Source organism: Kitasatospora indigofera (assembly GCF_014655955.1).
Lineage (GTDB): Bacteria > Actinomycetota > Actinomycetes > Streptomycetales > Streptomycetaceae > Kitasatospora > Kitasatospora indigofera.
Genome location: NZ_BNBO01000006.1, coordinates 120,190 through 142,482, shown reverse-complemented (window position 1 = coordinate 142,482; position 22,293 = coordinate 120,190). Strand labels below are relative to the sequence as shown.

The 22,293-nt window shown below is 73.9% G+C and carries 20 protein-coding genes; 11 read left to right on the top strand and 9 right to left on the bottom strand.

Annotated elements, in window-relative coordinates:
* Positions 1–116 precede the first annotated feature (116 nt).
* The 3 genes from IE329_RS08490 to sigJ form a co-directional block, all read right to left on the bottom strand.
* On the bottom strand, positions 117–632 hold the full coding sequence (locus tag IE329_RS08490; RefSeq protein WP_229927270.1) for a hypothetical protein: 516 nt from the start codon (positions 630–632) through the stop codon (positions 117–119).
* Positions 633–923: 291 nt separating this feature from the next.
* On the bottom strand, positions 924–1,469 hold the full coding sequence (locus IE329_RS08485) for a GNAT family N-acetyltransferase (protein WP_190210324.1): 546 nt from the start codon (positions 1,467–1,469) through the stop codon (positions 924–926).
* 140 nt (positions 1,470–1,609) lie between these two features.
* Positions 1,610–2,563, bottom strand: coding sequence for an RNA polymerase sigma factor SigJ (sigJ, locus tag IE329_RS08480; protein ID WP_190210202.1), 954 nt, complete (start codon positions 2,561–2,563; stop codon positions 1,610–1,612).
* A gap of 168 nt (positions 2,564–2,731) precedes the next feature.
* On the opposite strand from sigJ, the gene IE329_RS08475 reads away from it, so the two are divergent.
* Positions 2,732–3,196 carry a hypothetical protein gene (locus IE329_RS08475; RefSeq protein WP_229927269.1) on the top strand — a complete coding sequence of 155 codons (465 nt, stop codon included), beginning with the start codon at positions 2,732–2,734 and terminating at the stop codon, positions 3,194–3,196.
* 138 nt (positions 3,197–3,334) lie between these two features.
* Here the strand turns inward: IE329_RS08475 and IE329_RS08470 are convergent, their stop codons facing one another.
* Complete coding sequence (locus IE329_RS08470) at positions 3,335–4,423, bottom strand: ABC transporter substrate-binding protein (RefSeq protein WP_190210323.1); 1,089 nt, start codon at positions 4,421–4,423, stop codon at positions 3,335–3,337.
* A gap of 480 nt (positions 4,424–4,903) precedes the next feature.
* On the opposite strand from IE329_RS08470, the gene IE329_RS08465 reads away from it, so the two are divergent.
* The 3 genes from IE329_RS08465 (at position 4,904) to IE329_RS08455 (ending at position 7,476) form a co-directional block, all read left to right on the top strand.
* Positions 4,904–5,608, top strand: coding sequence for a VanZ family protein (locus IE329_RS08465; protein WP_190210201.1), 705 nt, complete (start codon positions 4,904–4,906; stop codon positions 5,606–5,608).
* A gap of 70 nt (positions 5,609–5,678) precedes the next feature.
* Positions 5,679–6,374 (top strand): response regulator transcription factor, encoded by a 696-nt coding sequence (locus tag IE329_RS08460; RefSeq protein ID WP_190210200.1) that lies wholly within the window; start codon positions 5,679–5,681, stop codon positions 6,372–6,374.
* Positions 6,367–7,476, top strand: a complete 1,110-nt coding sequence (locus tag IE329_RS08455; protein WP_190210199.1) for a sensor histidine kinase — start codon at positions 6,367–6,369, stop codon at positions 7,474–7,476. Before IE329_RS08460 ends, IE329_RS08455 begins: the two co-directional genes overlap by 8 nt.
* A 160-nt stretch (positions 7,477–7,636) precedes the next feature.
* On the opposite strand, the gene IE329_RS08450 is transcribed toward IE329_RS08455, so the two are convergent.
* A complete protein-coding gene (locus tag IE329_RS08450) occupies positions 7,637–10,537 on the bottom strand; it encodes a glycosyl hydrolase family 95 catalytic domain-containing protein (protein WP_190210198.1) in 2,901 nt (966 codons plus the stop codon).
* A gap of 491 nt (positions 10,538–11,028) precedes the next feature.
* Here IE329_RS08450 and IE329_RS08445 point away from each other — a divergent pair, with 491 nt between their 5' ends.
* Positions 11,029–12,000, top strand: coding sequence for a hypothetical protein (locus IE329_RS08445; protein ID WP_190210197.1), 972 nt, complete (start codon positions 11,029–11,031; stop codon positions 11,998–12,000).
* A 20-nt stretch (positions 12,001–12,020) separates the two neighbouring features.
* Positions 12,021–12,998: a hypothetical protein gene (locus IE329_RS08440; protein ID WP_190210196.1), complete on the top strand. Its 978-nt coding sequence runs from the start codon at positions 12,021–12,023 to the stop codon at positions 12,996–12,998.
* A 66-nt stretch (positions 12,999–13,064) separates the two neighbouring features.
* Here the strand turns inward: IE329_RS08440 and IE329_RS08435 are convergent, their stop codons facing one another.
* Both IE329_RS08435 and IE329_RS08430 read right to left on the bottom strand, forming a co-directional pair.
* Positions 13,065–14,429 (bottom strand): hypothetical protein, encoded by a 1,365-nt coding sequence (locus IE329_RS08435; RefSeq protein WP_190210195.1) that lies wholly within the window; start codon positions 14,427–14,429, stop codon positions 13,065–13,067.
* Positions 14,417–15,331: a hypothetical protein gene (locus tag IE329_RS08430; protein WP_190210194.1), complete on the bottom strand. Its 915-nt coding sequence runs from the start codon at positions 15,329–15,331 to the stop codon at positions 14,417–14,419. Before IE329_RS08430 ends, IE329_RS08435 begins: the two co-directional genes overlap by 13 nt.
* A 278-nt stretch (positions 15,332–15,609) precedes the next feature.
* Between IE329_RS08430 and IE329_RS08425 the strand changes: the two genes are divergently transcribed.
* From IE329_RS08425 to IE329_RS08415, 3 genes are all read left to right on the top strand, one after another.
* A complete protein-coding gene (locus tag IE329_RS08425; protein ID WP_190210193.1) occupies positions 15,610–15,846 on the top strand; it encodes a hypothetical protein in 237 nt (78 codons plus the stop codon).
* A gap of 146 nt (positions 15,847–15,992) precedes the next feature.
* Entirely contained in the window at positions 15,993–17,240 is a 1,248-nt protein-coding gene (locus IE329_RS08420) for an RCC1 domain-containing protein (protein ID WP_190210192.1), read from the top strand.
* A 29-nt stretch (positions 17,241–17,269) separates the two neighbouring features.
* Positions 17,270–18,505: an RCC1 domain-containing protein gene (locus tag IE329_RS08415; RefSeq protein WP_229927268.1), complete on the top strand. Its 1,236-nt coding sequence runs from the start codon at positions 17,270–17,272 to the stop codon at positions 18,503–18,505.
* A 231-nt stretch (positions 18,506–18,736) separates the two neighbouring features.
* Here the strand turns inward: IE329_RS08415 and IE329_RS08410 are convergent, their stop codons facing one another.
* On the bottom strand, positions 18,737–19,333 hold the full coding sequence (locus IE329_RS08410) for a TetR/AcrR family transcriptional regulator (RefSeq protein WP_190210191.1): 597 nt from the start codon (positions 19,331–19,333) through the stop codon (positions 18,737–18,739).
* 71 nt (positions 19,334–19,404) lie between these two features.
* Here IE329_RS08410 and IE329_RS08405 point away from each other — a divergent pair, with 71 nt between their 5' ends.
* A complete protein-coding gene (locus tag IE329_RS08405) occupies positions 19,405–19,935 on the top strand; it encodes a GNAT family N-acetyltransferase (RefSeq protein ID WP_229927267.1) in 531 nt (176 codons plus the stop codon).
* Between the two features lie 76 nt (positions 19,936–20,011).
* Here the strand turns inward: IE329_RS08405 and IE329_RS08400 are convergent, their stop codons facing one another.
* Positions 20,012–20,980 carry an NADP-dependent oxidoreductase gene (locus IE329_RS08400; protein ID WP_190210190.1) on the bottom strand — a complete coding sequence of 323 codons (969 nt, stop codon included), beginning with the start codon at positions 20,978–20,980 and terminating at the stop codon, positions 20,012–20,014.
* A 132-nt stretch (positions 20,981–21,112) separates the two neighbouring features.
* On the opposite strand from IE329_RS08400, the gene IE329_RS08395 reads away from it, so the two are divergent.
* The gene (locus tag IE329_RS08395; protein WP_190210189.1) at positions 21,113–22,189 is read left to right on the top strand and encodes a GlxA family transcriptional regulator; all 1,077 of its coding nucleotides are present in this window, start codon (positions 21,113–21,115) and stop codon (positions 22,187–22,189) included.
* Positions 22,190–22,293: the final 104 nt, after the last annotated feature.

The window sequence follows — 22,293 nt, the reverse complement described above, 5'->3', positions numbered from 1 at the left end:
ACGGGGCGGCGGCCGACGCCGGGACGGTGCCGCTGTCGGACGTGCCCTCAGGCACCAGCCGTTCCCGCGGACGGCCGCCCGGGGAGCACGGGTGCAGGCCCGGCCACGGCGTCGGCTCAGCCGGATCCGGCGGCCGCCCTGCGGACCCGCGCCCGCCCCCACACCCAGGAGCCCGCACCCACCAGCAGCGCCGTGCCCAGCGCGTACACCGGCAGCCAGCGCGTCGTCGTCGCCGCGAGGCAGTCGACGACGACCTGGTGACCCTGCTCCTGCTGCGTGTGCGCCAGTGCCTCGGCGTCCTGCCCGGCCAGGTCCCCCAGGGCGGCCTGCGTCCGCAGGCTCTCGTACCGGCCCGACTCCACGCACCCCTGCCGGGTGGCCGGCATCGGGAACAGCCAGTCCCAGCGCTGCAGCGCGGGTGCCAGCGCCAGTGCCACGCAGAGACCGACCACCAGCGAGTACGCCGCGAGACTCCACCCGTAGGCGGTGCCCCGGCCCGGTGTCCGCGCCGGCACCCGGCCGAAGGACAGGATCACGGCGAGCAGCGTCAGCCCGAGATAGGTGGAGAACCACTCCCACGAGCCCTCGGCGAGCGAGAACGCCAGCACCACGGCCAGGGCCGTCCCCAGCACACCCGGATCCCCCGCCACCCGCGCGGCGTCCCCGTTACCGGGACCGGGAAGGGCACCCGTCCCAGGCCCGGTGCCGCCCAGCGCCGTGGGGTCCCGGGGATCTCGACGGCTGTGCCCGCTCACGCGCTCTCTCCTGCCTGCCTCCGGAGCACCAGCCTCCCGCCATCACCTCGCCGCCCTCCGGCACCACACCGGTGCGTCCCCGATCACCCCCTGACCCCACCCGCCCGGCCCAGCCACGGACCCACCGGCACCGCCCGGTCCGGCGGTCGGACCCGGCACCGGGAGGTTTCAGCCCGCCACCGGGCGGGGCGTCGGCAGCTCCCAGGCCTTCGGACGGGACCGGGCCTCCCGTTCGGGGCGCAGCAGGGAGAGCAGGGCCACGTCGTGGCGGCGCCCGTGGTGGAGGCAGACGGAGCGGCGGACGCCTTCGCGGGTGAAACGGGCGGCGGCGAGCGTGGCGAGGGCGGGCTCGTTGCCGGCGTGGGTGTCCGCCTGCAGGCGGTACAGGGGAAGCTCGCCGAACACGAGGTCGGTCAGGGCGTTCAGCGCGTCGAGGGCGAGGCCCCGGCCGCGGTGCCCGGGGGCGAGCAGCAGTTCGAGTTCGGCGGTGGCGTCGGCGAAGTCCTGGTTGAAGACCGCGGTATGCCCGACGGGGGTGCCGTCGGGCAGCAGGACGAGGAAGTCGTCGCGGTCGTTGTTCCCGATGTCGCGTTCGACGCGCTCACGCAGGGCGGTGAGCGGGCGCGGCCAGTTGCCCAGCGCGTGCGCGGCGACCGGGTCCGCCCGCCACTGCTGGAGGAGTTCGGCGTCGTCGACGTCCAGCGGGGCGAGCAGGACGCTCCGCCCTCGTCCGTCGTCGGTCGGATGCTACGAGGGCGGAGCCGCCCCGGCCGGCGGTTTTCCGCCGGTCCGGGCACGGACGGGACGCGGGCCGGCCCGGACGACCGACCGGCAGGAGCGGGGTGCCGGCCCGGTCAGTTCGGCCCGGCCCCGGTCCAGGGGCGGAGCTTCTCCGGGTTGCGGACCGCCCAGATGCGGGAGATCCGGCCGTCCGTCAGGTCGAAGGCCGCCACGGTCACGGTGACGCCCGTGTGCTGGGCCACCAGGCCCGGCCGGCCGTTCACCGTCCGCTCCAGGAGCGTCAGCCCGGGGGCCAGGTCGGCGATGTGGAGCAGGTACTGGGCGATGCGCTCGCTGCCCACGACCGGGCGCAGGACGGCGCCGACCAGTCCGCCGCCGTCGGCGACCATCGTCGCGTCCGGGTCCAGGAGGCCGACCAGGGCCCTGATGTCCCCCGCCTCCCAGGCCTCCTTGAAGTGCCGGACCAGACCGGCCTGCCCGGCCTTCGGAGCGGCCTGGGCCCGCGCGGCGCGGGTGCGCCGCCGGGCCGAGGACGCCAGCTGCCGGCAGGCCGCCGGTGACCGGCCGACGATCTCGGCGATCTCGGCGAAGGGGTACCGGAAGACGTCATGCAGGACGAACGCCACGCGCTCGGCCGGTGTCATCGACTCCAGGACGACGAGGAAGGCCATGTTCACCGACTCGTCCAGGGTGACCCGGTCCGCGGGGTCGGCCGGCGCCGCCCGGCCGCCGCCCGCCGGCCCGCCGATCCACTCCGTCCGGTCGGGCAGCGGCTCGGGTATCCACTCCCCGACGTAGCGTTCGCGCCGGGCCCGCGCCGAGCCGAGCAGGTCGAGGCAGATCCGGCTCGCCACCGTCGTCAGCCAGGCACCGGGCGACTCCACGGCCTGCTGCCGCTCCCGTGGCATCGCGTACCAGCGGGCGTAGGCCTCCTGGACGGCGTCCTCGGCCTCGGCCAGTGAACCGAGCAGCCGGTAGGCGATGTTGACCAGCCGGCGGCGCTCGTCGGTGATCGCGCCCGGGCCCGGCCCGGGACGGTCCTGACCTGCCGTCGGCGGGGTGTTCATGCTGGTGACCGCTCCCTGGTTCGTCTCGTCCGCCTCCGCCCCCGCCACCTCGGCGGGCACCGCACCGGACCGGCGATCGGCGACCCGCCTCACATTTCGCGGGCCTGCGTCGTCGATCGGTCGAGACACTACCGATCCACCGCCGCGAGGCAGAACAGGGGACCCACCATGGCCACCCGGACCACGTCAGAACCCAGCGGTCGCACCTTCCTGCGGATCGCGATCGCACTGCAGACCCTGGCCATCTTCTTCCAGGCGACCACCGCCGGGCTGCTGCTCTCCACCTCCTACGGCGAGGTGCTGCACAGCGTCGGGGCGCGCGTGATGTACGGCGCGACGATGCTGTACCTGCTGGCCGCGATCCTGGCCTGGCGGCCCGGCGGCGGCAGCCCCCGTCCCGTCCTGCACTCCACCGGGTTCCTGCTGCTCGCCTCGGTGCAGGTGGTGCTGGGCGTCGCGCACCGTCCGGCGCTCCACGTCCCGCTGGGTGTCCTGATGTTCGGCCTGAGCGTGCTGGCGCTCGGCCGGCTGCTGCCGGTCCGGACGCGGCCCGGCCGGGCACCGGCGGACCAGGGACGGACGGACCGGGGGCAGGCGGGCCTGCCGGCGGTGCCCTCGGGCGAGCGGTCGTAGCGGGCCCGGCGCGACCGGCCGTCGCACTCGCCACGGCCACCGCCCGACGACCGACCGGCGGTCCCCGGCGTTCCCCGGGGCTCCCCGGGGCCCGCGGGCGGGCGGGCGGGCGGTCGGGCGGTCGGCCGGTCAGGCCGGTCAGCCGGGCACGGCCGTGGGCCAGTTGGTCCGGACGGTCTCGTGCGCCTTGGCCAGTTGGGCCTCCGTCGGGAAGGCGGGTGTGCCCTCGACGGTCGGCAGCCGGGCCGCGAGCGTGGTGTCGAGGGTGCCGTTCTTCGCCATCGCGTCCATCAGCACCGGGCGGGCGAAGTCGACGAGCCGCAGGTTCTGGCCCTCCGGGCTCGCCAGGTACTCCTCCCAGAGGCGGGCCGCGGCGGGGTGCGGGGCGTACTTGTTGACGGCCTGCGCGTAGTACTGGGAGAAGCTGCCGTCGAACGGGATGGACACCTTCCACTGCACGCCCGCCCCCTTGAGCTCGTCGGCGTGCTGGAGGTTGAGGAAGTCCCACTCGATGGCGATCGGGGTCTGGCCGGCGGCGATCGCGGTCACCGAGGCGTTGGCACGGTTGTAGTTGCCGGCCTTGTCGAGCTGGGCGAAGTAGTCGATCCCCGGCTGGATGTCGTCGAACGATCCGCCGTTCGCGAGGGCCGCCGCGTACACGGCCGCGAAGGCCGAGCCGGCCGTCACCGGCTCGCCGGTCAGCGCGACCATGCCCTTGTACTCCGGCTTGAGCAGGTCGTTGAAGGAGACGGGGCAGGTCTTGACGCGGTTGGCGTCGCAGCCGATGGAGACGTAGCCGCCGTAACTGTTGACCCAGCGGGCCTTGCTGTCCTTCTGCACGGCGGGGATCTGGTCGTACCCGACGGTCCGGTACGGGGCCAGCAGGTCGTCCCGTGCCGCGGCCTGGGCGAAGGAGTCACCGAGGTCGAGCACGTCGGGTGCCTGCGGCTGCCCCCGGAAGCGCTTGATGTCGTCGATCTCCTGCTGGCTGGAGCCGTCCGGATTGTCGTTGACGACCTCGATGCCGTACTTCTTGGCGAACCCGTCCATCAGGGCCCCGTAGCTCGCCCAGTGCGGCAGCAGGGTGCTCGTGTTCAGTCGGCCCTCGGCCTGGGCCTGACGGACGAGCGCGTCCATCCCGCCGACGGCCTGGGCGGACGCGGCCTGGGCCGGAGCCGCCGGTTTCGCGGCGCTGTCCGAGCCGCAGCCGCCGAGCCCCAGGGCCATGGCGCAGAGACACGCGGCGAGGGCGTACGCCCCGCGCCGGCGGGAACAAGCCACGATGCCTGCCTTCGGACGGGTGCCTTCGGAAGGGTTCGGGAGCCTCTCGGAACGCTCCGCCCTTCCAGGCTGTGACGGAGGCGTCCCCGGTGGCCGCGGCGGCGCCGCGTGGCCCTGAGCGCCATGGGTCCGTCGTCACAGCGCGCGCGACCCTTGACGAACCGGCGCCTGCGTCGCCCGGGCGGGACGCCGGCCGGTCTCCGGACCCGGTCACGGTGAGTCCCAGCATACTCGGCCGACCTGCGCTTCTACCGCTCGACAGTCGCGGACCGTGACCCCCGGCGGTCACCGGCGGCCAGGTTCCCCTCCCGGCTCGCGCCCCTGTCCGGCCGCGGGCAGTCGCTTGAATCGCGTGAATCGCTTGTATCGCGGGCCTATCGAAAACCGCATACGCGGTCGCAACGGCCCGCCGTCTCCCATGGGGGTATGAACGACTACGCTTCCCGGCCGGCGGCGCCGCGCCGTACGCGCCGGACCTTGCTGCCCGGCCTCGCGGTCCTCGGCCTGGCGGGCGCCCTGTTCGCCGTGCGGCGGCCGCTGGCGATGTCCGCCCCGAGGTGCCTGGCCGGGCGGTGGCACGGCTGCTACGACACGTTCAACGGTGTGGTGCTCATGACCTTGGTCGCGCTGCCGTTGGCCCTGCTGGTGGTGTGGGCCCTGGCGCACCGCCGGCGTCGGGCCGGCGTCACACCGGCGTGGCGGCTGTCGCTGGCCGAGGTGGGCCTGGTGCACGGGACGGTGCCGTTCCTCTGGCTGACCATGATGCCGGGCGCCGCCCCCGGCACCGCGCCCGCCCGGGTGAGCCTGGTACCGCTGCGGGACCTGGTCACCATGGGGCCGCTCGGGATCGCCGGCAACCTGCTGGTCCTCGCCGCGCTCGGGTTCTTCGCCCCGATGCGGTTCACGGCCCTGGCGTCCGTGCCGCGGGTCCTGGCGCTGGGGGCGGGCTGCTCGGTCCTGGTCGAGACGGCCCAGTACGTCCTGCGGCTGGACCGGGTCTCCTCGGTGGACGACGTCCTGGTCAACACGGCCGGCGCGGTGCTGGCCGCGCTGGCCTCGCGCCGCTGGTGGCGCACCACCGGGAACCCGGCGTCGGACCTGCCTCGCCCCGTCCCGGCGCCGGCGGGCTGAGCCGCGTGCCCGGCGGGTACGGACGCCCCGGCAGGCTTCGGCGGCCGGTGGGGCTGCATAGGCTTCGGACATGCGTGTACTGATCGTGGAGGACGAGCCCTACCTGGCCGAGGCCGTGCGGGACGGTCTGCGGCTGGAGGCGATCGCCGCCGACATCGCCGGCGACGGCGACTCCGCCCTGGAACTGCTCAGCGTCAACTCCTACGACCTCGCGGTCCTGGACCGCGACATCCCCGGCCCCTCCGGCGACGAGGTGGCCCGGCGGATCGTCGCCTCCGGCAGCGGCATCCCGATCCTGATGCTCACCGCCGCCGACCGGATCGACGACAAGGCCTCCGGGTTCGGGCTCGGCGCGGACGACTACCTCACCAAGCCGTTCGACCTGCGGGAGCTCGTCCTGCGGCTGCGGGCGCTCGACCGCAGGCGGGGGCAGGCCCGCCCGCCGGTCCGGGAGATCGCCGGCCTGCGGCTCGACCCCTTCCGCCGGGAGGTCTTCCGCGACGGACGCTACGTCGCGCTCACCCGGAAGCAGTTCGCCGTGCTGGAGGTCCTGGTGGCCGCCGAGGGCGGGGTCGTCAGCGCCGAGGACCTGCTGGAACGGGCCTGGGACGCGAACGCCGACCCCCTCACCAACGCCGTCCGCATCACCGTCTCCGCGCTGCGCAAACGGCTCGGCGAACCGTGGGTCATCGCCACCGTGCCCGGCGTCGGCTACCGGATCGACGCACCGCCGCCGGCCGGGGCCGCAGGAGGGGAGCGTGGCTAGGGCACCCGGCTTGAGCATCCGCCTCAAGCTCACCCTCAGCTACGCCGGATTCCTCATGCTGGCCGGCGTGCTGCTGCTGGCGGCGGTCTGGGTCTTCCTGCTGCGGTACGTCCCCGATCGCGCGCTCATCGTCCCCGGCTCCACCGGCGGCCTCACCCCCGGTGTCTTTCCCATCCGGTCCAACCTCCTGCACGTCTTCGCGCCCAGGGCGGCCGCGGTGATGGCGTTCCTGCTGCTGCTCGGCCTGGTGGGCGGGTGGGTCCTCGCCGGCCGGATGCTCGCACCGCTCAGACAGATCACGGAGGCGGCCCGGACGGCCGCGACGGGCTCGCTGTCCCACCGGATCCGCATGACGGGCCGCCGGGACGAGTTCCGCGAACTCTCCGACGCGTTCGACTCGATGCTCCAGCAGCTCGATTCCCAGGTCGCCGAGCAGCAGCGGTTCGCCGCGAACGCCTCCCACGAGCTGCGCACCCCGCTGGCGATCTCGCGGGCGCTGCTCGACGTCGCCCGCAAGGACCCCGCCCGCGGCCGGGACGAACTCGTCGAGCGCCTGTACGTCGTCAACACGCGCGCGATCGACCTCACCGAGGCCCTCCTGCTGCTCGGCCGCGGCGACCGCGGCACCTTCACCCGCGGACCCGTCGACCTCTCCCTGCTCGCCGAGGAGGCCGCCGAGACGCTGCTCCCGCTCGCCGAACAGCGCGGCACGTCGCTCGACGTCACCGGCGGGCCGGCCCCGACCAGCGGCTCGGCGGAACTCCTGCTGCGGATGGTGACCAACCTCGTCCAGAACGCCGTCGTGCACAACCTCCCCGCAGGCGGCAGCGTGACGGTGCACACCGAGGCGGACGGCGGCACCAGCGTGCTGCGGGTCGGGAACACCGGCCGCCGGCTCCCGGCGGACCTGGTACCGACCCTCACCGAACCCTTCCGGCGCGGACGGGGAACGGAACGCGTACGGACGGACGAGCACGCCGGCGCCGGCCTCGGCCTGGCCATCGTGCACAGCATCGTCCGGGCCCACGACGGGACCCTCGACCTCGCGCCCCGCCCGGACGGCGGGCTCCTCGTCACCGTCCGGCTCCCCGGCCCGCCGTAGGCGCCGGGGCCCGGCGGGGACCAGGTCCGCCGGACGGTCCGCGCAGGTCAGGGCCCGGACGGCGGGCCGGGGGCGCGACGGCACCCGGCCGCGCCCGCCGCACCTCACCGGACAGGCCCCCCGCGCCGGCGCGGGACGCCCGCTCCCCGGTGGTCACCGGTCAGACGGCTTCGAGCTTCCACTCCTGACTCGTCGCGCTGCCCGCGGCCAGCTGCACGACCTGGGCCCCGTCGGCGGTGGACGCCCCGGCCACGTCGAGACACAGGCCGCTGGAGACGTTGGCCAGCCGGTAGTAGCCGGCGGTGGCGCTGGGGACGAGCTTCCACCACTGGTTGGGGGCCTTGGTGTCCGTCCACTGGTCCAGGGCCTGACCGGGGGTGGTGGAGGCACCGGGGTTGTCGAGGATCTTGCCGCTGTTGACGTTGGACAGGCGGAAGGAGCCGTCGTAGCCGGGCACCAGCTGCCACTTCTGGTTGGCGCCGGCGGTCCAGTACCACTGGATGACGGGGGCGCCGTCGGACTGCGAGGTCCCCGAGACGTCCAGGACCTTGCCGCTGTTGCGGTTGGTCAGGCGGTAGGTCCCGGCGAGCGTCTTCAGGGTGATGGTGGTGCGGGTGCCCGCGGTCAGGGCCACGTTCCTGGCGTGCGCGCCGAGCGGGGAGGGGGTGACGGTCGCCGCGGTGGTGACCGAGGTGATGCCGCGGCGGCAGATCAGCGAGACGGTCTGGGTGATGTCCGAGGTGAGGATGACGGTGGCGGTGCGGGCGGCGGTGTCCCAGGCGAGGCTCTCGATCCGGAGGCGGCCCCGGCCCTGCACGCCCTTGATGCTGCCCTTGGCGAGCTGGTCGGGCAGCGCGGGCAGGAGCTCCAGGACGCCCGGGCGGGTGTAGAGGAGGGCCTCGGCGAGGACGGCCGGCAGGGTGTTGGCGGCGTCGCAGTTGTAGATGTCCAGGTTGGGATTGTGGGAGGTCATCAGCGAGCGCCACACCATGTTGCTGCCGAGGATCTTGCGGACGTTGTCGTAGACGCCGGCGCCGTCCTTCAGCCGGGCCCGGGCCAGCGCCCGGTGCAGGCTGCCGTGGGCCGAGTAGTTCTCGTCGCCGCGCAGGTCCAGCGCCCGGCCGGCGGAGCGGACCAGGTCGGGCCGGTCCTCGGGGTTGATCTCGTGCAGGGGCCAGGCGCCGTACATGTGGTGGGCGTGGCGGTGGTTGTAGCGGTCGGTGAGGCCGGGCCAGGACCACTCGGCCAGTGCGCCGTCGCCGTTGACCGCGTAGTCGGGCAGCTGGGCGAGCAGGGCGGTCCAGCGGGCGACGCCCTGCCCGGCGCCCTGTTCGGTGTTGAGGGTGTTGGCGGCGTCGACGGCGGCCTGCAGGGCGTGCCGGCCGGCCATGATGTCGCCCGTGGCGTTGACCGAGAGCATCTGCCCGGTGCTGGAAGGGGAGTTCTCCATCGAGAAGGACGGGACGAAGGCCTTCTTCCCGGCGGCGTCGGTGCGGGTGAGGAAGTCCTCGTAGAAGAGCGCGAGCTCCATCAGGGCCGGGCCGAGCTTGTCCCGCAGGAAGGCGGCGTCGCCGGTGACCTGGTAGTACTCCAGCAGCGGGTAGAGCAGCCAGTCGGCGCCGCCGGTCCAGCACTGGCCGGGGAACGAGCCGTCGTTGAAGTGGAGCATGTGGCCGTGCTCGCCGTCGGTGCGGGTCGGGGCGAGGAAGCCACGGGCCCCGTAGATCTTGCCGGCGTTGTCGCGCCAGTCGGCGAGCTGGCCGAGGACCAGGTCGAAGTAGCCCTGCATGGCCGTGCCGTGGCTGAGGATGTTGCCGCCGGCGACCTGGAAGTTGACGTTGGCGTCGGTGGTGAAGTCGTCGGCCCACGCCCCGCCCCAGCTGCCGGACCAGATGCCCGTCAGGCGCGGCGGCAGGACCCCGCTGGAGCTCACGAACAGGTACCGGCCGGAGTCGTACATCCGCTCCAGCAGCGCCAGGTCGACCACCGACCGGTTGCCGTTCTGGCGCGCGGTCAGCTCGGCGGTGGACAGCTTGCGGTCGGCGGCGGAGACGTTGAGGTCCAGGCTGGAGCCGTCGAACATCGCCTGGTGCAGCGGCTTGTGCCGGCCGAGCAGGGTGGTGTAGTCCGGGCTCAGGGCCCCCAGCGCGCTCTGCAGCGGGTTGGCGCTCCACCCGCTGGAGGTGTCGTAGCGGTCCAGCTTGGTCAGCAGCAGCACCTTGGCGGCCTTGGCCACGACCAGGGTGGAGCCGCTGACGGTGACGGTGGCCTTGGTGCCGGTGGCGACGAGCCGGGTGAGGCCCTCGTAGCCGTAGGCGCCCTGTCCGGCGGGGTAGGTGCCGCGCAGGCTGAGGTAGCCTTCCCGGCCGCTCGCGGTGGCGGTGGTGGCGTAGGAGACGCTGCCCGGTACACCGTCGAGGGCGGTGTTGACGCTGAGCGTGGTGTCGACGGTGCGGCCGGTGGCGGGGAGCAGCTCGTGGACGACGACCCTGTCGGCCCGGGAGGTGAAGACCCTCCGCTTCCAGGTGCCGGCGCTGTCCGTCCAGGTGTGGGTGACCTCCCCGGTGCGGAAGTCGGTGATCCGGGCGTAGTTGTCGGCGGTGGTGGCGCCCGGGGTGCTGAGCTGCAGTTCGTAGCCGGGGTGGAAGGTCTGGGTCCACTGGAGCTCCCACCCGGCGGCGAAGGTGGCCGCCGCGCCGCCGTAGTCGCCGGCGAGGGCCATGCTCTGCGCCTGGGACAGCTGGGTGGAGGTCCTGGGCGGATCCATGTCGCGGGTGCCGTTGGGCATCACGAAGCGGTGGTGGTTGACGATCACCTTCTCCAGCGTCGGCGACCCGTGGTACACCGCGCCGTACTCGCCGTTGCCGGTGAGGAAGCCGTCGGTCCACGCCGGCGCGGCCGTGGTGTCGTAGATGCCGCGGGCGGGCAGGGTGACCTGCGGCGGCACGACCGCCGCGGCCCGGGAGGGGACGAGACAGCCGTTCAGCACGACGGCACCGGCGGTCAGAGCGGCCCCGCCGAGAAAGCGTCTGCGGCCCAGGGGCAGGTCGGGCATGGTCATGGCGTTGGCTCCGTTCGCCGGGAAATGTCGGGGCAGCGGTCCCGGGTGCGAGGCGTGGACCGGGCGGTGGGCGTGGCCACGGCGTCCCGGCCGGACCGGCTCACCACTGACGCGTCGTCACCCGAGGGACAGATGTTTGCGCTGCCATCGCCGCATAGTGCAGCATTCGAGCCAGAGAGTGTCAATATCTGTGGACAAAAGTAGGTATTTGTTTGCTGCCTCGCCGAATCGGGCCGGGAAGCCGCCCGCCGGTGCGGCCGGGCGGCCACGAGGGGGGCGATCCCACCCGGCGGAGCTGACGATTCATCGAATGGCGCACGATCACCGGCGGATGGTTCGCTCACGACTGGATCCTCGCCGAGGATGGGAGCGGGCCGGGGCGAACGTCCGTCGGACGCCCCCGTGACCGACGCGACGTCCGCCCGTGCCGGTCGGCCGGCCTTCCGCGGGGCCGGCCCGGAAGCACGTACCCACGAGTGAGGAGAGCGCCTGTGGCAGGTTCCGCATGCCCGCACGCCAGGAGGTGGGCCGCCCGGTTGGCCGTGGCGGCACCCGGGGCCGCACTGGCCGTCCTGGTGCCGTTCGCCGCACCGGGCGGCGCCGTCACGGACACCGGCCCGCCGCCCTTCCCGGTGGCGCAGGCCCTGGACGGGGCGCAGCCGCTGGCCTCCCCGGGGGAGGTCACCGGCCTGTGCGGCAAGGCCTCCGACTGCAGCTTCCGGATGTACGACCGGGCCCCGCGCGAGTTCGTGAGCGGCGTGCTGTCGGTCGGGAACGCGGCGATCAACTGCACGGACAGCGACATGGAGATCGACCGCACCGTCACCTTCGTGACCAGCAGTACGGACAACATCGGCGGCGAGATCTCCGGCCGGGCGGCGATCGAGGGCGGGGTGGACACCACGGTGACCGTCTCGGGGTCGGCCACCGCGACACCGGGCATCGTGAACGGCGTCACCCAGTACGGCCCGAACAAGGACAAGGGCCCCTCCACCAAGGACGACGCCAAGAACACCGCCGAGGTCACCGGCACGGTGGCGGGCTCGAACGCGCTGCACCTGGGCGCGAAGGCGAGCTTCGAGTCGGCGTTCCGGGCGTCCTTCTCCCGGCAGTGGCAGGCCGTGAACACCGAGTCGACCAGGGTGGTGTTCAAGGTGAGCGCCGGTGACGAGATCCAGTTCGGGATGGTGAACGCCATGTCCCGCACGGCCGGCGAGCTGAAGGTGAACAGCACCGGCAAGCTGATCAAGAACATCACCGTCGACAGCCCGTCGAGTGTCACGGTCAGCTCGATCGTCGCCCAGACCTTCGCCGTCCCGGGCAAGTGCCTGTCGCTGCGCCCGCCGGGCCGTTCCGGCGGCGGTGGCCTGATCGAGGTCGCCCCCGAGCGGGCCGAGAGCGCCCGGCGGACGCCGGACGCCGTGTACGTGCGCGGGACCGAGGGCACCTGGAGGCCGCGATGACCACCCGGAGGACACGGGCCGTGCCCCGCACGCTGCCGGCCGCCCTGACCGTGCTGGCACTGTGCGCCGGCCCGGCGGCACCCGCCTTCGCCGAGAACGGCGCCGCGCCCGCAGCCGAGGCGCCGGCACCGGCACCGGCACCGGCAGCAGCACCCGCCCCGGCCACGGGCCAGGCGGCACAGGCTCCGGGCGGTGACGCGCCGTCCGACGAGGCGGCGGCGATCGCGCACGGGTGCGGTCAGGCGTACGACTGCTCGTTCCGGATCATCCCCGGGATCTCGCGCGAACTCACCTCCGCGGTGGCCTCGGTGGGCAACGCGGCGGTCAACTGCACCAACAAGGACATCGACATCTTCCGCACGGTGGTGCTGGAGTCGAGCACGACGGACAACATCGGCGGTGAGATCTCCGGCCGGGCCACGCTGACGGGCACGATCGACAACACCACGGACGTCTCGGCCGGTGTCACCGGCAGCAACAAGACGGAGATCACCCACACCGACGTCACCGCGCCGAGCGACAAGGGCCCGAACGCGGAGATCTCCAACGGCGCCACCCTCGCCGTCGGCGGCACCGTGACGGGCGCCGCCCAGCTGAAGCTCAGCGCGACGGCCACCTTCGAGCTGGCGTTCAGGGCGACGTACTCGCACGAGTGGAAGCGGACCAACACCGAGACCACCCAGGTGAAGTTCACCGTGAAGGCCGGCGACGAGCTGCAGTTCGGCACGCTGAACGCGATGACGCGCACCGTGGGCGAGCTGCGGGTGGACGGCATCGGCAAGCTGATCAAGAACATCATCGTCGACAGCCCCTCCAGCGTGAACGTCAGCACGGTGGTGGCACAGACCTTCAGCGCCTCGGACCGCTGCCTGTCGATGCGCCCGCCCGGCCGCTCGCTCGACGGCGGGCTGGTCGAGGCCCCACCGCGGACGGACGGGGCGCGGCCGGCCGCCCGGTACCGGCTGGGCGCGGCCGGCGGCTGGACGCCGCTGGACTGACCGCCCGGTGACCTCGGCCGGCCGCCCTCCCGCTAGCCGGGAGGGCGGCCGACTCCGGTGCGGTGGCTACGGGTTGAGGAGCACGGACCGGGTGACGACCCCAGCGGGCGGGGCGTCGACGGTGATCAGACGCCGGTCCGGCCCGGCCCCGTTGTCCGGGGTGCCGGCGGTCGGCCGGGCGGAGCCGCAGCGCTGCAGCTCGGTCTCGGTGAGCGGGCCGGTGCGCTGGATCCAGCGGTCCGGGAGCGAGGTCGCGGGGACGTCGAAGGTGGCGTCCAGGCGGTACTTGTTGCGGGCGTTGGTGAAGCTGCCGACGACCCGCTCGCGGGCCGACTGGACCTCGATCCAACTCGTCTCGCCCGGCTGGATGGTGGGGTTGAGGGCCTTGCTGGTGGTCCGGGACCAGGTGAGCGGGTTGCTGGTGGAGACGGCCGCGGTGTTCCCCCCGGCCGCGCTGAAACCGGCGGCGGCCTGGGCGGCCAGGTTGGGGCGGCTCAGCGAGATGTCCGAGCGGCTGGGGATCAGCGGGGCACCCTTGAGCGCGTAGTACTGGGTGAGGTTGTCGTACGGGGGCTCGGTGGTCTCCGTCCGGTGGTCGTCGACCACCGGGTTGCGGGTGCAGTTGATGTAGACCTCGCCGACGATCCTGGTCTGGCCGTAGTACTGGTAGGAGTACCGCTTGTCCACGGTGAAGACGCAGTTGGTGGCCGAGCCCTCGCAGTCGTCGACGGCCACGCCGGGCTCCAGCCAGTCGTTGCCGCGATAGGCCTTGGGGCCGGGGAGCTGCTCCTTGCGGATCTTCTGGTCGACCGGGGCGGGCGTCTGCCGGGCGGTGACGTTGGTGATCAGCGGGCCGCAGGAGAGCGAATCGCGCTTCTCGGCGGAGTCGAAGGACACCATCGGGTTGTCCTCCGGCGCGGTGAACTCGAAGACCCGTCCGGTGGTCCAGTTGGCCGTGCCGACGCTGTCGGTGCCCTTGGTGGTGACCTGCGGGTCGACCGGGTCGCCGGGGGCGACCAGGGAGACGTTGTAGGTCTGGCCGTCCTTGAGCTGTTCGGCCTTGCAACGGCGGTCCACGCCCGGGCTGTCGTCCCAGTTCAAGGTCACCTGCGAGCCGGCCTTCACGCCCCACAGCCGGGTCCGCAGCGCGAGGGCGGCGTTGTTCCAGTTCAGCGCGGCGGCCTGGTGGCCGAGCGGGTGCTGGGCGAGGGCCTTGCCGAAGACCACGCCGGTGTTGTCCGGCGACCAGTCGGTGTGGCCGGCCATGGTGCCGTTGTCCGGTGCCACGGGCTGGGCGAAGGTGCCGTTGGGCACCTGGACGTCCACCGAGTCGGCGGCCCCGGCGGGCGGGGCGGCGGCGAGCGCCAGGCCCGCCGCCGCCACCGACGTTCCGATGCGGTGCAGCAGCCGGCGCCCCATCAGCAGAACCACCAGTCGCTCGGCGGGACGACCGCGTCACCGGGTTGCACCGCGGAGGTCAGCGCGTTCGGCAGGGTGCACAGGTCGCTCGCCGCGGTGTTCGGGTCCTGGTCGCGGGGGACCTTGCCGAAGTCCTCCACGGCCTGGGTCTCCTTGTCGATACCGGCGTTCTCCTTGTCCCCCTTGCCGGCCACGCCGGCGAGGCAGTCCCGGTCGGTGGGCGGGCACTTGGAGATCTGGTCCTTGCCGGCGGCGACGTCCTTGCACTGCGGGCTGCTCGCCCCGTCGCCCGCGCAGGGGTCGCTGGACGCCGAACTCTGCGGGGAGCCGAGCGGCGGGGCGGTCTGCTTGGCGGCCACGTTGGTGATCAGCGCGCCGCAGGAGGGCTTGTCGGTGTCCGCCGAGGTGAAGGTGACCTGCGGGGCGTCCTCGGCGGCGGTGAAGGAGTACGTCCGGCCGAGGAACCAGTTCGCCTTGCCGGTGGGGGTGTTGGTGGTGAAGCTGCCCGGCGTGTTGGTGTCGCCGGACACCGTCGTGGTGTACGCCCGTTTGGCGTTGCCCGACGTCACGCAGATGTCGGGGTTGTCGTCCCAGCTGAGGGTGACCGTGGCACCCTTGCGGACCCCGCGCAGCCGGGTGCTGAGCGAGATCCCCCCGCCGTTCCAGCCGAGCGTGGCGGCCTGGAAGCCCTGCGGGTGCGCGGCACGGGTCGTCGAGGCGACACCGCCGGTGCTGGTCCAGCCGTCCACGCCCGCGGAGAAGGTCTTCTCCGCGGGCACCGTCGGTGAGGAGAACGTCCCGTTCACCACCACCGCCGGCTCGGTGTCCTCCGCCCCCGCCGGTACGGGGGCCGCCACGGCGACGGCGCCGCCGAGGGCTGCGATGAGGAGTCTGGCTCGTTGTGTCCGTAGCACGGTCTCTCCCACTGAAGTCGCGGAAATGTCGGTCACTGGCGTCTCGGTCGACTGACGGTCGTTCAGACCCCAGGCGTCATGCTTCGGGCGTCGACTACGGACCGCAACCGGTGACAGACCGTTAGAGCGATGACGAACCATCGGACTGGGCCGTCGGCATGGAAAGTCCTCCGCATCCGCACGACCCGCCGCCCACTGGGCAAGGATCCATGTGATCCGATAATCACTTCCATCTGACCGCCTGGCACGGCCACGCGGCTTGGATCACCGAGGACGCCATGCCACCCCCTTCCGGACCGGCCCGACACCTTCGGGCCCGCACCGTTCTGCTCGCCCTCGCCCTCCCCCTGCTGGGCGCGACCCCGGCCGCGGCCGCCGATCTGCCCCGGACCGGCGCCCACGGCGACCCCGTCGTCACACCGTCGGACGGCCTCACCCGGGCCCGCCCCGCTCCCCGGCCGCACCCCTCGCTGCCCAGGGGTGGCCCCGTCCGCCGCCAGGCGCGGACCCTCTGACGAACCGTCCCCGGGGCCGGGCCCGGAAGACCGGCCCCGGCACCGCACCGGCTGACGACTCGGCCGGCGGCCCCCGGCACCCGCCGGGGCCCCGGCCACCGACCGTGCACCGAACCCCTCCCGCCCCCTTCGAACCCGAGGAAGAGATGCATCCGCTGCACCGCGAACTCCGCCGCCTGCCCGCGACCGCCGTACCCGCCCTGGTCGCGAGCCTGACCCTGATGGGCTCGCTGGCGCTGCCCACCTCCGCCGCCTCCGCCTACGACCTGCGGCTGCGCGCCTGGGGGCTGAACACCAGCGGTCAGCTGGGCGACGGCACCAAGACCCAGCGGCTCACCCCGACCTCCGTGGTGGGGCTGTCCGGGGCCGAGCTCAACGCCGTCGCGGCCGGTGGCACCGGCGGCTCCACCGGCTCCGGCTTCGGCCTCGCCCTGCTCGCCAACGGCACCGTCGAGGCGTGGGGCAAGAACGACAAGGGCCAGCTCGGCAACGGCGCCGTCAGCACCACCGACGAGTGGGCCGTGCCCGGCCTGGTCGCCGGGCTGGGCGGCATCGACGCGATCGCCGCGGGCGGCTCGCACGCCCTCGCCCTGCTCAAGGACGGCACCGTCAAGGCCTGGGGCCTCAACGACAAGGGCCAGCTCGGCGACGGCACCACGACCAACGCGACCCTCCCGGTGACGGTGGCGGGGCTGGAGGACGTCCGGGCGATCGCGGCCGGCGACACCTTCAGCATGGCCCTGCTGAAGGACGGCACGGTGAAGACCTGGGGCAACAACGACAAGGGCCAGCTCGGCATCACCCCGAAGCCCGCCAGCTCGGCCACCGCACCGCCCAAGCCCGCCCCCGCCACCCGCACCACCGCGGTCGCCGTGCCCGAACTGACCACCGTCAAGGGCATCACCGCCGGGGTCTCGCACGCGCTGGCGCTCCTGGCGGACGGCACGGTGATGTCCTGGGGCCTCAACGACAAGGGCCAGCTGGGCGACGACACCATCGTCGACAAGCCGTACCCGGTGCCGGTCCTGGAGCTGAGGAACGTCACCGACCTGTCCGCCGGCGCCTCGCACAGCATCGCCCTCCTCCAGGACCGCACCCTGCGCGGCTGGGGGCTGAACGACAAGGGCCAGGTCGGCGACGGCACCACCACCCAGCGGAACACCAGCGTGCCGGTCCCCGGTGTGAGCGGGGTGACCGGCATCGCCTCCGGCGCCGCCCACAACCTGGCGGTGCTCTCCGACGGCACGGTGCAGGCCTGGGGTCTGAACGACAAGGGCCAGCTGGGCGACGGCACCACCACCCAGCGGAACACCCCGGTGCAGGTCCTCGCCAAATCCGGCAGCGTCTCCATGGTCGCGGCTCCCTCCAACGGCAGCTTCAGCCTGGCGCGCTGACCCTCCCTCCCCGATCAGGAAGGCAGCACATGACGAATTCCCGCACCGCACCGCGAGGCCGGCTGCGGCCGGCCCTCGCCGCGACCGTGACCGCGCTGACCGTGCTCGGCCTGGCCTCGGTGCCCGTCGGCACGGCGCACGCCCAGGAGAAGCGCCTCAAGTCCTGGGGCAACAACCGGGCCGGCCAGCTCGGTGACGGCACCTGGACGGACTTCCGCACGACCGCCACCACGGTGCTCGGACTGACCAGCGCCGAGGTGGTGAAGATCGCCGCCGGCGGCGCCGGTCCGGCCAACGGCCACGGGCTGGCCCTGCTGACGGACCGTACGGTGCAGTCCTGGGGCTCCAACGGTTCGGGCCAGTTGGGCGACGGCTCGGTGTTCAGCCACAACGCACCCGGGCAGGTCGTGAACCTCTCCAACGCGACCGACGTCGCGGCCGGCGGTGCGCACAGCCTGGCCCTGCTCGCCGACCAGACGGTGGTCTCGTGGGGGCGCAACAACTACGGCCAGCTCGGCAACGGCACCAACGCCGACAGCAGCGTCCCGGTCCGGGTCGAGGGCCTCAACAAGGTGATCGCGATCGCCGCCGGTCTCAACCACAGCCTGGCGCTGCGTGAGGACGGCACCGTCTGGGCCTGGGGCTACAACATCAACGGCCAGCTCGGGGACGGCACTTCGGCCAGCCGTACGGTGCCCTCCCCGGTCAGCAACCTGACCGGCGTCACCCGGATCGCGGCCGGCTGCAACCACAACCTCGCGCTGGTCGGCCCGCCGAGCAGCGCCACCAAGCCCACCAGCGGCAACGCGGTGAAGGCCTGGGGCTACAACGCCACGGGCCAGCTCGGGGACAACAGCACGATCAGCCGCTACAGCCCGGTCGACACCCAGGGCATCTGGCTGGGCGGCGTCTCGCAGATCGCGGCGGGCTGCAACCACAGCCTCGCCGTCACCGACAGTGACAACAGGCTCAAGGCGTGGGGCCAGAACACCTCCGGCCAGGTCGGCGACGGCACCACCGACTACCGGATCACCCCTGTCCAGGTGCCGGGCCTGTCCGGCATCCAGCTGGTGTCCGGCGGCCGCGAGCACACCATCGCCCTGCTCGGTGACAACACCGTGCGCTCCTGGGGCAACAACGGCTCCGGGCAGCTCGGCAACGGCACCACCACCGACAGCAGCACCCCGGTGACCACGCTGACCGCGCTGACCGGTGTCGACAAGATCGCCGCCCCGGTGGGCGGTGACTTCAGCCTGGCCAACTGACCCCCGGCACCCTCCCCCGCCGGCCGGGGTGCGCCCGGCCCCGCCACCCGCGCGGGGCCGGCCGCACCCGTCCGGCCGCCACCGGCCGGCGGCGGGGACGGGCGAGGACCCGGCCGGCGGGGACGGGCGAGGACCCGGTCCGCGGGAGCGGCCCCGGCCGGGACCGCTCCCCGCCGGGACCGGAGGACCGGCCGGTCCCGGGCCGGTGCTCCGGGTGCACCGGGCCGCCGGTCAGGCGCCGTCCCGCCCGGCGCCGCGCAGCAGGGCCAGGTGCTGGTGGACGGCGGCGGTCACCCGGCCTTCGTCGTCGGTGGCGAGGAGGTCCAGGAGCGCGCCGCGCAGGGTCGCCAGCGTCAGGGTGCGGCGGACCGCGCCCGCCTCGGAGTCCCGTTCGGCCCGCGGCTGGCAGTCGGCGAGGACGCCGAGCCAGTCGTCCACGGTGTTCCTGGCGAATCCCGCCCAGGGGCCGTCCGGTTCGACGAGCGAGCGGGCGTAGGCCTCGGCCCACAGGCGCAGCAGCGGGCGGTGGCGCTCCGCGGCGAGCCAGGCCCACACCTGCTCGGCTGCGTCGGTCAGGCCGACGGGCTGCTCGGGCTCGCGGAGCCCGGCCAGGAGCACCAGTTCCTCGGCCCGGGCCCGCTCCAGCAGGGCCCGCACGAGGCCGTCCTTGTTGCCGAAGAGGAACATCAGGACCCGGGTGCTGGAGCCGACGGCCTCGGCCAGGGGGCGCAGCGACAGGTCGGTCAGGCCGTGGACGAGTACGTACTCGTAGGCGGCTTCCAGCAGCTCGGTCTGGCGTGCGGAGGGGTTTGCGGTTCTCGGCGGCATGGGCCTAGCCTAAGGCGACTGACACAGTCGTGTCAGTAACGGAAAGTCGTCGACACCTCGGAGCGTGCACCGTGCCGGAAGCAGCCCAGCAGCGGCAGGTCGTCCTCCGCCGCGCCGACCTGCCTGGTGACCTGGGCTGGATCGTGATGGCCCACGGCGAGCTGTACGACCGGCAGTTCGGCTGGAACACGGAGTTCGAGGCGCTGGTCGCCGGGATCGTCGCCGGGTACGCGGCCAGGCGCTCCCCGACGCCCGAGGCCGCCTGGATCGCCGAGGTCGACGGCGAGCGCGCGGGCTGCGTGATGCTGGCCGCCGGCGACCGGCCGGACGTCGCCAAGCTGCGTGTCCTGCTGGTCACCCCCGCGGCCCGTGGCCTGGGCCTGGGCAGCCGCCTGGTCGAAGAGGCGCTGGCCTTCGCCCGTACGGCCGGCTACCGGCGGGTGACGCTGTGGACCACGGACAACCTGGTGTCCGCCCGCAGGATCTACCAGCACTTCGGTTTCACCCTGGCCGAGGAGGAACCCCGTCGGGGCTTCGGCCATGACCTGGTCGGCCAGACCTGGACCCTCGACATCGGCGAGGGCGACGGCCCGGAGCACTGAGGGCGGACGCCGGTCGCCATGCCCCGCCCGGGGCCCGTGGGCGGAGCCCTGCCCACGGGCCCCGGGCGGGGGCGGGTCACGGGGTGACGGAGAGGACGATCTTTCCGGTGGTGCGGCCGCGCTCGCCCAGCCTGTGGGCCCGGGCGACGTCCGCGAGCGGGAAGACCGCCTCCACGATCACGCGCAGCCGGCCGTCCTCGACCAGGGCGGCGATCTCGCGCAGGGCCTGCCGGTCCGGCTCGACGAGCATGAACACCGCGCGCACGCGGGCCGCTTCGGCCGCCCCGGCGGGGAAGCTCTCGTCCAGCGGCAGGATCGACACCAGGGTGCCGCCGGGGCGCAGCGTCCGCACCGAACCCGCCCAGGTGGAGCCCCCGACCGCGTCGAGGACGACGTCGACGTCCCGGACCGCCCGCGCGAAGTCCCCGGTGCGGTGGTCGACGAGCTCGTCGGCGCCCAGGGAGCGGAGCAGGTCGTGCTTGCCGGCGCTCGCGGTGCCGATGACGTACGCGCCGCGTGCCTTGGCGATCTGGACGGCCAGGTGCCCGACGCCGCCGGCGGCGGCATGGACCAGGACCCGCTGGCCGGGCCGGACCTCGGCGGTGTCCACCAGGGCCTGCCAGGCGGTCAGCCCTGCCAGCGGCAGGGCGGCGGCCCGGATGTGGTCGATGCCCTTCGGGCGCGGGGCGAAGTGCCGGGCCGGGGCGGTGACGTACTCGGCGTAGGCGCCGCCCGGGTGCGGGAAGCGCGGCATGCCGAAGACCTCGTCGCCCGGCCGGAAGACCGTCACCCCGCGGCCGACCGCCTCGACCACTCCGGAGACGTCGTGGCCCAGGGTGAACGGCGGGCGGGTCCCGTCGGCGAACCGGCCGCGGGAGCGGGTCTTCCAGTCGGACGGGTTCACGCCGGCCGCGTGGACCCGCACCAGGATCTCGCCCGCGACGGGCTCCGGGCGCCCGGTCCGGACGAGTGCGAGGACCTCCGGGCCCCCGGCGGCGCTCTGGCTGACGGCGTGCATGGTCGGGCGGGTCTCGGCCTGGGTCATGGTGCTCTCTTCCGCGAAGGCGCGGCTCCCGCACGGTGTGCGGGAGCCGCTCGGCTGGGGACGTCCTCAGCCTGCCGGGGCCGGTCCGCTCCCCGTAGTGGCCTGATGGCCATGTCATGAAAGGATCGGGCCATGCAGCTTGTCGGCGTCCTTGCCCTGGACGGGGTCCTGCCCTTCGAACTCAGCATCCCCTCGCGGATCTTCGGCGCCGCCCGGGACGGCGCGGGCAACCCCCTCTACCGCGTGACGACCTGCAGCCTGGACGGCGGCCCGGTCCGCGCCGAGGGCGACTACGGCCTGACCGTCGCCCACGACGCCTCGTTGCTCGCCACCGTCGACATGGTCGTCGTCCCGCCGTCCAACGCGCTCGGCCCCGTCCGGGAGGAGGGCCGGCTGCCCGAGGCCCTGCGCGCCGCCCTGGCCGGCATCCGCCCCGGGACCCGGATCGTCGGGCTCTGCACCGGCGCCTGGGTGCTGGCCGCGGCCGGCCTCCTCGCCGGGCGCCCGGCCACCACGCACTGGGCCGAAGCCGACCGCCTGCAACGGATGTTCACGAACGTCCGGGTCGATCCCGACGTCCTCTTCGTCGACGACGGCGACATCCTCACCTCGGCCGGCGTGGCCGCCGCGATCGACCTGTGCCTGCACCTGGTGCGCCGCGACCACGGCAGCGGGACGGCCAACGCGGTGGCCCGGTCCTGCGTCGTACCGCCCTGGCGGGACGGCGGCCAGGCCCAGTACATCGAGCGCCCCGTCCCCGCTCCCTCCGGCTCCGGCACCGCCCCCACCCGGGACTGGGCGATGGAGCGACTGGCCGAACCCCTCGGCCTGGCCGACCTGGCCGCCCACGCCGGGATGAGCGTGCGCACCTTCACCCGCCGCTTCCGGGACGAGGTCGGCACCAGTCCCGGCCAGTGGCTCACCCGCCAACGCGTGGACCTGGCGCGTCACTTGCTGGAGACCACCCCGTGGCCGGTGGACACCGTCGCCCACCGGGCCGGGTTCGGCACCGGCGTCTCCCTGCGGCAGCACCTCCAGGCGGCGATCGGCGTCACCCCGCAGTCCTACCGGCGCACCTTCCGCCCGGCCGACGCGCCCGGGCGGCGATCGGGGGCCCGGGGCCCGTCGTCGGCCGGCTCCGGCCCCGGAAGCCCCGGTACCGGCCGCGGACCCGGAAGCCCCGGTGCCGGACCCGGGAGCGGAGCCTGACCGCCACCGCACCGTCACCGTGGTCACCGTGGAGCCGGGCCCGCGGCGCGCGGGCCCGGCCGTCGGAGAGCGCTGGACGGAGAGCAGCGGAAGGCGGACGGAGG

What these genes read in the sequence shown, in the direction of transcription:
- IE329_RS08475 (WP_229927269.1), top strand. Translation starts at nt 2,732, where the DNA reads ATGGCCACCCGGACCACGTCAGAACCCAGCGGTCGCACCTTCCTGCGG.
- IE329_RS08470 (WP_190210323.1), bottom strand. Translation starts at nt 4,423, where the DNA reads ATGGCCCTGGGGCTCGGCGGCTGCGGCTCGGACAGCGCCGCGAAACCG.
- sigJ (WP_190210202.1), bottom strand. Translation starts at nt 2,563, where the DNA reads ATGAACACCCCGCCGACGGCAGGTCAGGACCGTCCCGGGCCGGGCCCG.
- IE329_RS08450 (WP_190210198.1), bottom strand. Translation starts at nt 10,537, where the DNA reads ATGACCATGCCCGACCTGCCCCTGGGCCGCAGACGCTTTCTCGGCGGG.
- IE329_RS08415 (WP_229927268.1), top strand. Translation starts at nt 17,270, where the DNA reads ATGACGAATTCCCGCACCGCACCGCGAGGCCGGCTGCGGCCGGCCCTC.
- IE329_RS08395 (WP_190210189.1), top strand. Translation starts at nt 21,113, where the DNA reads ATGCAGCTTGTCGGCGTCCTTGCCCTGGACGGGGTCCTGCCCTTCGAA.
- IE329_RS08460 (WP_190210200.1), top strand. Translation starts at nt 5,679, where the DNA reads ATGCGTGTACTGATCGTGGAGGACGAGCCCTACCTGGCCGAGGCCGTG.
- IE329_RS08400 (WP_190210190.1), bottom strand. Translation starts at nt 20,980, where the DNA reads ATGACCCAGGCCGAGACCCGCCCGACCATGCACGCCGTCAGCCAGAGC.
- IE329_RS08425 (WP_190210193.1), top strand. Translation starts at nt 15,610, where the DNA reads ATGCCACCCCCTTCCGGACCGGCCCGACACCTTCGGGCCCGCACCGTT.
- IE329_RS08465 (WP_190210201.1), top strand. Translation starts at nt 4,904, where the DNA reads ATGAACGACTACGCTTCCCGGCCGGCGGCGCCGCGCCGTACGCGCCGG.
- IE329_RS08410 (WP_190210191.1), bottom strand. Translation starts at nt 19,333, where the DNA reads ATGCCGCCGAGAACCGCAAACCCCTCCGCACGCCAGACCGAGCTGCTG.
- IE329_RS08420 (WP_190210192.1), top strand. Translation starts at nt 15,993, where the DNA reads ATGCATCCGCTGCACCGCGAACTCCGCCGCCTGCCCGCGACCGCCGTA.